Source organism: Laceyella sacchari, assembly GCF_004343255.1.
In the GTDB taxonomy this organism is placed as follows: Bacteria; Bacillota; Bacilli; order Thermoactinomycetales; family Thermoactinomycetaceae; genus Laceyella; species Laceyella sacchari.
The window spans coordinates 637,038-646,126 of the sequence record NZ_SMDD01000003.1; the positions used below are offsets into that span (position 1 = coordinate 637,038).

10 protein-coding genes, 7 tRNA genes and 1 rRNA gene are annotated in these 9,089 nt (G+C 46.6%); 2 read left to right on the top strand and 16 right to left on the bottom strand.

Going from position 1 to position 9,089, the window contains the following annotated elements; translation table 11 throughout:
• Positions 1–103: 103 nt before the first annotated feature.
• From EDC32_RS13545 to EDC32_RS13555, 3 genes are all read right to left on the bottom strand, one after another.
• A complete protein-coding gene (locus EDC32_RS13545) occupies positions 104–433 on the bottom strand; it encodes a hypothetical protein (RefSeq protein WP_022736944.1) in 330 nt (109 codons plus the stop codon).
• A gap of 10 nt (positions 434–443) precedes the next feature.
• On the bottom strand, positions 444–2,018 hold the full coding sequence (locus tag EDC32_RS13550) for a vWA domain-containing protein (protein WP_132222952.1): 1,575 nt from the start codon (positions 2,016–2,018) through the stop codon (positions 444–446).
• Between the two features lie 237 nt (positions 2,019–2,255).
• A complete protein-coding gene (locus EDC32_RS13555; protein WP_132222954.1) occupies positions 2,256–3,608 on the bottom strand; it encodes a TrkH family potassium uptake protein in 1,353 nt (450 codons plus the stop codon).
• Positions 3,609–3,734: 126 nt separating this feature from the next.
• On the opposite strand from EDC32_RS13555, the gene mnmA reads away from it, so the two are divergent.
• Both mnmA and EDC32_RS13565 read left to right on the top strand, forming a co-directional pair.
• The gene (mnmA, locus tag EDC32_RS13560; protein WP_246026951.1) at positions 3,735–4,829 is read left to right on the top strand and encodes a tRNA 2-thiouridine(34) synthase MnmA; all 1,095 of its coding nucleotides are present in this window, start codon (positions 3,735–3,737) and stop codon (positions 4,827–4,829) included.
• A gap of 242 nt (positions 4,830–5,071) precedes the next feature.
• Positions 5,072–5,719, top strand: a complete 648-nt coding sequence (locus tag EDC32_RS13565; RefSeq protein WP_132222958.1) for a hypothetical protein — start codon at positions 5,072–5,074, stop codon at positions 5,717–5,719.
• A gap of 51 nt (positions 5,720–5,770) precedes the next feature.
• Here the strand turns inward: EDC32_RS13565 and EDC32_RS13570 are convergent.
• The 13 genes from EDC32_RS13570 to rrf all read right to left on the bottom strand — a co-directional run bounded on the left by EDC32_RS13570 (position 5,771) and on the right by rrf (position 8,935).
• Positions 5,771–5,847 (bottom strand) — tRNA-Arg (locus EDC32_RS13570).
• 9 nt (positions 5,848–5,856) lie between these two features.
• Positions 5,857–5,943: transfer RNA gene (locus EDC32_RS13575), tRNA-Leu, on the bottom strand.
• A gap of 10 nt (positions 5,944–5,953) precedes the next feature.
• Positions 5,954–6,027: transfer RNA gene (locus EDC32_RS13580), tRNA-Cys, on the bottom strand.
• 8 nt (positions 6,028–6,035) lie between these two features.
• Positions 6,036–6,109, bottom strand: a tRNA-Trp gene (locus EDC32_RS13585).
• 3 nt (positions 6,110–6,112) lie between these two features.
• Positions 6,113–6,188 (bottom strand) — tRNA-Thr (locus tag EDC32_RS13590).
• A gap of 1 nt (position 6,189) precedes the next feature.
• Positions 6,190–6,265 (bottom strand) — tRNA-Phe (locus tag EDC32_RS13595).
• 42 nt (positions 6,266–6,307) lie between these two features.
• Positions 6,308–6,401, bottom strand: a tRNA-Ser gene (locus tag EDC32_RS13600).
• A 227-nt stretch (positions 6,402–6,628) separates the two neighbouring features.
• A complete protein-coding gene (locus tag EDC32_RS13605; protein WP_132222960.1) occupies positions 6,629–6,910 on the bottom strand; it encodes a DUF4190 domain-containing protein in 282 nt (93 codons plus the stop codon).
• Between the two features lie 178 nt (positions 6,911–7,088).
• Positions 7,089–7,460, bottom strand: a complete 372-nt coding sequence (locus tag EDC32_RS13610; protein ID WP_132222962.1) for a hypothetical protein — start codon at positions 7,458–7,460, stop codon at positions 7,089–7,091.
• A gap of 149 nt (positions 7,461–7,609) precedes the next feature.
• Positions 7,610–7,858: a hypothetical protein gene (locus EDC32_RS13615; RefSeq protein ID WP_132222964.1), complete on the bottom strand. Its 249-nt coding sequence runs from the start codon at positions 7,856–7,858 to the stop codon at positions 7,610–7,612.
• A gap of 385 nt (positions 7,859–8,243) precedes the next feature.
• Positions 8,244–8,411: a hypothetical protein gene (locus EDC32_RS16440; RefSeq protein ID WP_158283391.1), complete on the bottom strand. Its 168-nt coding sequence runs from the start codon at positions 8,409–8,411 to the stop codon at positions 8,244–8,246.
• Positions 8,412–8,538: 127 nt separating this feature from the next.
• Positions 8,539–8,685: a hypothetical protein gene (locus tag EDC32_RS16445; RefSeq protein WP_158283392.1), complete on the bottom strand. Its 147-nt coding sequence runs from the start codon at positions 8,683–8,685 to the stop codon at positions 8,539–8,541.
• A gap of 135 nt (positions 8,686–8,820) precedes the next feature.
• Positions 8,821–8,935: ribosomal RNA gene (gene rrf, locus EDC32_RS13620) — 5S ribosomal RNA — on the bottom strand.
• Positions 8,936–9,089 lie beyond the last annotated feature (154 nt).

Below are 9,089 nucleotides of genomic sequence, written 5' to 3' on the forward strand. Positions count from 1 at the left end.
ACATTGTTTCACTATTGTTTGATGATACACTAATACATTAGCATGGTAAAGTCTTATAGTAATAAAAAAGGTTGGGATATGTTTCCACACCCCAACCTTTAATCTACGCATGTACATTGGCAGACAAATAGGTTCCTTCTATTTGCAAATACAGCAAATTCAATTCACAGATGCGCTTGGACAACTCGTTCAATTCGTCGTTCAACCGCAAAAATTCCGTTTCATCCTCCGTATTTGCTAGTGCTTCATACCGCTGCATATAGTCCTGCTCGATCTCCTTAATCCGTTCTGGAATATACGAACAGCACTCTTGGCATTTCAATTCAAATTCATCTTGCTTCTCTTGGGAAAGCTCTTCATATTCGACATAAAGAACAGGTCGAGCCAATCCCAGACGCTCATCATACACAAACGCAAATGGACACTCAGACATCACATTCCCCTCATTCGCTCTGCTGATTCGACAGGTCCGTCAGCCCGCCAGCCTCTTCCGCTTTTTTCTTCAGCAAATCCTCTTTTAACAGCTGCACGGCTTTATTCTGAAACTCTTCCTTTTTGCCGCCATCTTTTTCCCATTCATTCATCAAGCGGTGTGTCTCTTCTTGAAACTCAGAATCCAACAGGGAGTCTACTTCCCCATATCGATCTTCCGTGAATGATTCAAGCTGTTGCCAACGTTGGTCGATCCATGTATCGATTTCCGTCCATGTCTTTTTGTCAATTTTTCCTTCATTCTTGATATACATATTGGCCTCATTCAAACGCTGATGCTCGGTTTCCACTTTCTTCTTCATCTTCTGATGCTGTTTAGTCAGTTCTTTTTCGTCTTGGTGATGCGCATGGATCGCAGTTTGGAGTGCCCGGATCTGCCATGGATCATTCAGTCGGTTCACCATCTCCACTCGTTCTTTTACGGCCTGCTTCAATTCTTTTTCATCCGTCACGGTTTGATAAGCGCCTCCCGTAACGGTAGACACTTCCCGCAATTGCCGCTCCGTTTCCGGTTCCACATCCAAACCGATCACATGAATGTTGGCCATGTACTCGCGATGCAACTGTTTAGCCGTTTGTACCGGGTCCCCGCCGCAATTCTCAAACCCATCGCTGATGATGAGTATATGGTTTTCCACGGTAGCCGGAGCCCCTTTTTGCATGTCTTTGGAACTGCTACCCATAGCCAGTGCCAATGGGTTGTATCCAGCCGGATGAATTTGGCTCAGCGCTTTACGCAGTTTTTCTCGGTCCCATTTATCCCCGGCGTAGATTTTCGCTTGACTTCGGCATGACCGTTCTTTATCCTTTTGCGCGCTGCTTCCCTCATGGCCATACACTTTCACTTGCAACAGGGAGCGCTTCGGAGGCAAGGCGGCAGCCAATTGTTCAATGCTCTGTTTGGCACTGTCCATCTTGCTCTTGCTGTGATTCGACAACTGGCTGTTCATGCTGCCGCTGGCGTCGAGCATGACGGACATGTTCATTTTCTTGGGCTGTTCAGGTGTAAGCGTTGAAGACGGCTTATCCTTGGAAGCGGAAGCAGGTGTCGGCTTGGGGTATTTGTGGCGCGCTGCCACCCAAACATCGACCATCTCTTTATAATCGGCTTCCTCTAGATTTTTGAAGCGTTCCACATCGCTCCGGTAGTTCTCACCCACTAAACCCAATAAATAGGCATACGCCTTGTCATCGCTCAAACCTTTGGGCATCTGGTTCAAAGCTTGAACCACCTTACTCCGGTTGAACTTCTCGCCGGCGTACTCCCCTTTTCCTTCATCGTTTAAAATATCATTTAACTCCGTATGTGGAGCCGGGCTCTTGGGCAAATCCGATGTATCCTCTTGTCTCGGTGTCTCTTCCGTCTCTTGCTTTTGAATATCGTCTACTGCCAACTGTTCTACTTTTTCAACTTGGTTTCCAGTCGTATGCTGAATTTTTTCTATCACGGTGGCGCAACCGCTTAAGAAAAGAAAACTGCAGCAGAGGAGAGCCGATGGCAAGAAATCTTTTTTTTTGATTCGCATAAGCCCCTCCTTACTGAAAGTGGTTACATGATACTCATTTCTATGCCATTGCGCTTGTAAATAGCTTACTGGAACCACTTTGCTTTGACAACCGCTTTTAAGCCTGGCGTTTCGACAATCTTAGTACGATTTTTTAGCCAACTCCGTCACACCACATTCCTTACCAGCATGCCCACTTTAACGACCGATCAACCACTTGCCATGCCGGGAGGGTACTCCCCCCATCCGACCTGTTCGTCAACCGATCAACGGTCTATCTTCAGGATAACGGTAAGGCGGTTGTTGCTGACTGTGAGCAATGGCAAAAGCGATGGTGAGCGGCCCTAACCTACCGGCAAACATTGTGAGCAGAACAATCACTTTGCCTGGCACTGACAACGTCGGGGTCAATCCCATGGTCAAACCAACTGTGCCAAACGCGGAAACCGTCTCAAACCCAGCGGTCAACAGATCCGTTTGCTCAGTGATCGTCAACAACATCGTATCCAAGATGACCAGCGTAGTCGCCGCCACAGTCACGGTGAGCGCTTTGTACACCAACCCGTGGGGAATGCGGCGCTTAAATGCGATGACATCATCCCGTCCGCGGATCATTGACCAGACCGACAGCAGAATGGTCGCCAAGGTGGTCGTCTTGATTCCCCCGCCCGTGGAACTGGGAGAAGCTCCCACAAACATCAGCAACACAGTGAAAAACAGTGTCGCTGAGTACATATCCCCCATGCTGAGCGTGTTATAGCCACCTGATCTCGGTGTAACAGAGTGAAAATAAGATGCCATGATTTTTCCTTGAAACGACAGCCCGCCCAAAGTTTTGGGATTGGTCCATTCCACCACCAAAATCACCAACATACCCATCACGATCAAGATGCCCGTCATGGTTAGAACAATCTTGGTATGTAAACTGATCCGTTTGGTCGCTCGATAATGAAGCAATTCTAAAATGACAACAAACCCGATCCCACCCAAAATAACAAGGGAGGAAACAACCAGGTTCATCCACGGATCTGCAACATAATGGGTGATGCTACTGAACGGTTCCTTTTCTCCAAACAAATCAAACCCGGCACTATTAAATGAAGAAATGGAATGAAAAAGAGAGAAATAAAGTCCTTTTTCCAATCCGAATTCGGGAACAAACCGCACACTCAACAATACAAATCCGATTCCTTCAATAATGAAGGTAATTTTGAGGACTTTCAACACGAGGTTGACTACCCCTTGCATGTTGAACTGGTTGAATGTCTCCCGCAACACCAACCGCTCCCGAAATCCGATTTTTTTGCCCACAAGATATGCGAAAAACGTGCCGAACGTCATAAAGCCCAATCCGCCCACTTGAATGAGCAATAAGATGACTACTTCGCCAAAGGTGTTAAACGTTGTTGCTGTGTCAACCACCACTAGCCCCGTCACGCATACAGCCGAGGTGGCTGTGAACAACGCATCAATAAACGGCAATCCCTGTCCGGATTCTGTAGCCATCGGCAAAGATAACAAACACGCCCCGATCAAAATCGTCACAGCAAATCCGAGCACCAAAATTTGTGTCGAAGTGAGCCTGCTTTGCAATAATTGTTTTTGGTCCATATTTGCACATCCACCAATCTCTAATCAATCAGATCGTTTGCCTGCGGATTTGTTGAAAACATTTGGTTTCGATTATAATGAAGACATGCCATCGAAACAAGGGTATGAAACCGAACACTGGAAGTGATGCAAATGAGCAAGAAACATATACGCGTGGTGGTCGGCATGTCCGGCGGCGTGGATTCGTCCGTAACCGCCTGGTTGCTAAAAGAGCAAGGCTATGAAGTGATCGGGCTGTTCATGAAAAACTGGGATGACACCGACGAATTCGGCCATTGCACAGCCACGGAAGACTTCGAAGATGTGCGCCGCGTTTGCGCACAGATTGGCATTCCCTATTACTCTGTCAACTTCGAAAAGGAATACGAACAAAAAGTGTTTCAGTATTTCCTTGATGAATACAAAAAAGGCAGAACCCCCAATCCGGACATCATGTGCAACCGGGAGATCAAGTTTGGCGAGTTCTTAAACAAAGCGAAACAACTGGGGGCCGATTTCATTGCAACGGGCCATTACGCACAAATCATCGAGAAAAACGGAGAAAAATACCTTGCCCGTGGCGCAGACCCCAATAAAGACCAAACCTATTTCTTGTACGCCGTCAACAAACCACAATTGTTGCAGGCCATGTTCCCCATTGGGCACATGCAGAAACAGGAGGTGCGTGAGATCGCGCAAAAAGTCGGTTTGGCCACAGCCAAAAAGAAAGACAGCACCGGCATCTGTTTCATCGGCGAACGGAATTTCCGTGAATTCCTCAGCCACTATCTGCCTGCACAACCTGGAGAGATCCTTACCCTGGATGGGGAAGTGAAAGGGCGGCACGATGGCTTGATGTATTATACGTTGGGTCAACGTCAAGGATTGGGGATCGGTGGAAGCGGAACAGGCGAACCCTGGTTTGTCGTGAAAAAGGACATTGAAAAGAACATTCTCTATGTGGCGCAAGGCCATGACCATGAAGCGCTGTACTCCGGTGGACTCATCGCCACCGATATCAATTGGTTAGGCCAAGGCGACACTCCAAACGAGCCTTTTACATGCACCGCTAAATTCCGCTACCGTCAAAAAGACCAACCGGTGCGCGTACTTCCGCAACCGGACGGCACCTTCCGCGTGGAATTCGTCGAACGGCAACGGGCAGTCACCCCAGGGCAATCTGTAGTTTTCTATGATGAGGAAATTTGTTTAGGTGGGGGCATTATTGACAGCACCTTTTAACATAAAATAGCATTGGGCGGTTTTCTTGAGCGGCCACAGGCTGATTCAAGAAAGCCGCACCTTATTTTTACGATGCCTCTCTCGACATCGTTCAGCAAACTTCTTTTACTCTGTTTCTTTGGGCTGTCAACATGTTTCCGTTTTATGGCACAACCGAAAACGGGACTTTAGTCTACTATTCAAATATTGGAAAATAGAGTAGCATTAAGTCGAGTTTCATAGTATAAAGGGGGATTGTAGCATTGAAGGACAAAGCGTATTTACCCACCCCTGAGTTTGACACAGATGACCTGTCTCCCGAAGAATACAGCACGCAAATCAAACGAAAAACCATTGCTCTGATTGGTGCTGGCATTGCTTGTTCCGTCTTTTCCTACGCCATTTTCACCAACTCTACTGGCTCTATTTCAACTGACAACAACGGAGTCACCGCTAAGCAAACGAAACGGCCCACGCCAGAAACGGAACAAAAACTGAACAGGTCAAACCAGTCCATATCCACCGCTACAAAAGCGAATGCATCGGACAATGGCCATCAACCCAGTAACCCGGCAAAACATCTTCCTGTCACGGTTGACGGAGATGCCAGCCCAACCCCAAATGCGGTTCACTCTGACCAATCTCCGAACAAACCCTCTCCCATCGGGAATGACGACAACCGGGACCCGCTTAACATTTTTCACGCCTCCTCAAATGTAGTGGCCAGCGCGACGCCTTCATATGAAAAAAACCCTTCACCAAGTTCAGACATACATAATAAACCTTCAAAGACAACCGTTGTACAGAAGGAAAACCCACAGCAAAATACGCCCACATGCGATCTGGCCTGCGAAGCGACAAGATCTACCAAAAATAAGTTGACAGAAATATTACGAGATTTAACCAATTGAAGCCAATAAAAAAAGTAGCTGACTTTTTTTCAAAGCCGGCTACTTTTTATATGGCGTGCCCTGGAAGATTCGAACTCCCGACCTTCTGATCCGTAGTCAGACGCTCTATCCAGCTGAGCTAAGGGCACATATGCGATTGGTGCGGACGAAGGGACTTGAACCCCCACAGCCTTGCGGCCACAAGAACCTGAATCTTGCGCGTCTGCCAATTCCGCCACGTCCGCAAACTTCATATGGAGGCGGCACCCGGACTCGAACCGGGGGTAAAGGTTTTGCAGACCTCTGCCTTACCACTTGGCTATGCCGCCATGAAAATTGGCAGGGGCGGTAGGAATCGAACCCACACTGGAGGTTTTGGAGACCTCTGTTCTACCACTAAACTACGCCCCTGTATGGTGCTGGTGAGAGGACTTGAACCCCCAACCTACTGATTACAAGTCAGTTGCTCTACCAATTGAGCTACACCAGCGTGGTGGCTCGGGACGGAATCGAACCGCCGACACGAGGATTTTCAGTCCTCTGCTCTACCGACTGAGCTACCGAGCCACATTTAATTATTATAACATAGACAACCGTATTTGTCAAAAATGGCGGAGAGAGAGGGATTCGAACCCTCGAGGCGAGTTTTGCCCGCCTACACGATTTCCAATCGTGCTCCTTCGGCCAGCTCGGACATCTCTCCGTGTTGTGAAGTGAAGTTTTCGTTTTCGTCAGCTCATCTCGCTGACAAAATATATATTACACTGGTTCATTCATGTTGTCAACGGGAATTTTAATTTAATTCTATTCTGAATTTATTTGGTTGCCACTCCCGCATGCTTGAATATTCCCTCACTGGTCAACCCCAATACTCCGCCATCGAACGAAGATATGATTTAACTTCCTTTCCGCAACCGATTGCTATCAGCTTTATGGGAGTGCGGTCATCAACACTGCTTTTAACAGTGCATGAATAAAACTGAACCCAATTGCCAATCCGCTTAACATCATCCCCACGCTCGCCAAGTTCCCTTTTTCTGATCTTCTACCCCTCAGCCCCAGCACCAATCCGACCACTCCACACACAATCCCGACCAGGGCAAACACAAAGGCTGAAAAAAAGCCGACGATACCCAACACCAATGCAATCTGCGCTTCTTTGTTTCGCTGTGGCATTCTTTCCAAATTGGTTTGAATTTGCGTTGGTTCCATCAAATCCCTCCAACCCGCATGTTAATGTTAGTTTATTCATCAGGTAGCAGATATTCCCTCTCTCTTTATTCTTTTCATTTTCCTTCTATCGCAAACCCCTTTTTATAAATTTTTCCCTGTCCCCCTTCATTTCGTGTGGAGATTGATAAAAAAAGCCAATTGATGGCAGTTTTTCCCTTTATGTATGGCTGGAACGCGATTTTTGGTAAGCAAGTCCAATAGTGGTCTCTTTTTGCGCTTGTTGTGTCTTCTTGTGAGCCGTTTTCTTATCATCTGCTGTTACGTTCTCTTCAAGGTAGTCGAGTGCCCTGACACTTTTACTCTTGGCCCGAAGCCCGTCGCAACTAAATCCAAATTGCAACGCAACCTCTTTGTTGAGATAATCCTTTGTAATTCCTTTTGCTTTCCCTGGCTTGAAAAATGCCACAAATCCATTGTCCTCGACTTTTCCATTGTCGGGATGCTTATACTCCGTCACAATGCTTCTTACCGTCCGCAACTGATTTCCCCCAGCTTCATCAAGCATCCGATGATGAACCAATGACTGCAAGCCTTCTCCTACTCCAAGCCATTCAAAACAGAAGGTCTTGTAGGGGGACTTATCCGCTGCTTTGGCACAAGCTTCAATTAATCTCTTCGCCCTGCTTTTTTCAAGCTTATTCCTTCCATCTCTTTCAAGACCATGTGGACATAATGATATTAAAGAGCCTGCACCTGATTGGTTCTGCTACTCCAAGCGGACAAATATTCAATTGCATCATCAAGCGTCACATTGGGATAATGGCATGCCGCTTGTAACCATAAATAAATGCTTTTCTCATTGTCCGGCTCTTCCATGGGATTGTCTTTCAGCAATTCTTGTGCCGGTTTTGATAAAATCCTTGTATTTCTCTCTTTCAAGCGAACGATTTGCCGACGGATCATTGGTTTGCTAGAGATCGACGGCAATAGTTTTGTATCAAGATGTTCAAATCCATGTACAGTTTCTTCAAATCACTTTCACAATGCGTGTATAGGGGTTGGTTTCCTCTTCAATATGGGTTTGTTTCACGCTTTCAAAAAGGCATTTAGCCAAATCCAGACAAGCCAAAAACCATTGGTTATTTGGACGCTTAAAAAATTCTGCATGTGTGAGTCCTGATTTTAACCACATCGTCAATCATATGGATGATCATCTCAACATGGGAGATAGAGCTACATGCAACAGGTTGTTGTGGTCGCGGGATCGTTTAAACCAACTCCCCACATGGTTCGCCAACGCTTTTACTTCCTCCAACTCTTCCCCGAAAGAAGCTTGGGCTGCTTTGTGTACTTCGTTTTCAGTGCATTTAGCTTATCTTATGCACAACCCTTTGATGTGATAAAGCAGGGAGACCACTTTACCTTGCTGCTCCGATGTTTCAATCGCCTTGTCTGCCGCAGTGTTCTCTTCACCATATAAGTGAACCAATTTTCGCAGAATGTCCCCCTGCCACTTGACATCTTTGGTCTCGGTAATCAATCGAGCAAACTTCTTCTCCCATCTCTTTATTGTTTCGGAGGATAAGTAAATCGAACAAAATTTCCATGATATATTCTTTGATATCCTTATGCACCACTTCAAAGTGCACTTCAAACAAACGAAGCCGTTACGGAGACAAGGTGACGCTTTTGTTTCTCTTTTCAGGAACCTGCACGCCTCCTTCTTTCACGGCATTAAGTGTAGAAATAGAAAGATTTTCGGCAATGTCAGATACGGAGATCAGAATATGCGCAGCTTTTTCTTCATTCACCATTTTTCACGCCTCCATCATCGGCTTCAATTTGGTGTCCCGTTTCACCGCAAAAATAAACTGCACACGATTCCCTTGTAACTCCATTTGTGCATACAAAAAAGCCTTAAGCAATCAAGCTTAAGGCTTTTTTGTATGGCCTGGCAACGACCTACTCTCCCAGGGCTTAAGCCCAAGTACCATCGGCGCTGGAGGGCTTAACTTCCGTGTTCGGTATGGGAACGGGTGGATCCCCTCCGCCATCATCACCAGACGTTATGTTGTTGTTCAAGGTGTGAACCACACCCTGAAAATTAGATTGGAATAAAGCGTGTTGCAAGATGAAGAGATGAAGTAGGATAAGCCCTCGACCGATTCGTATCCGTCAGCTAAACGCATTGCTGCGCTTACACCCCGGACCGATCAAC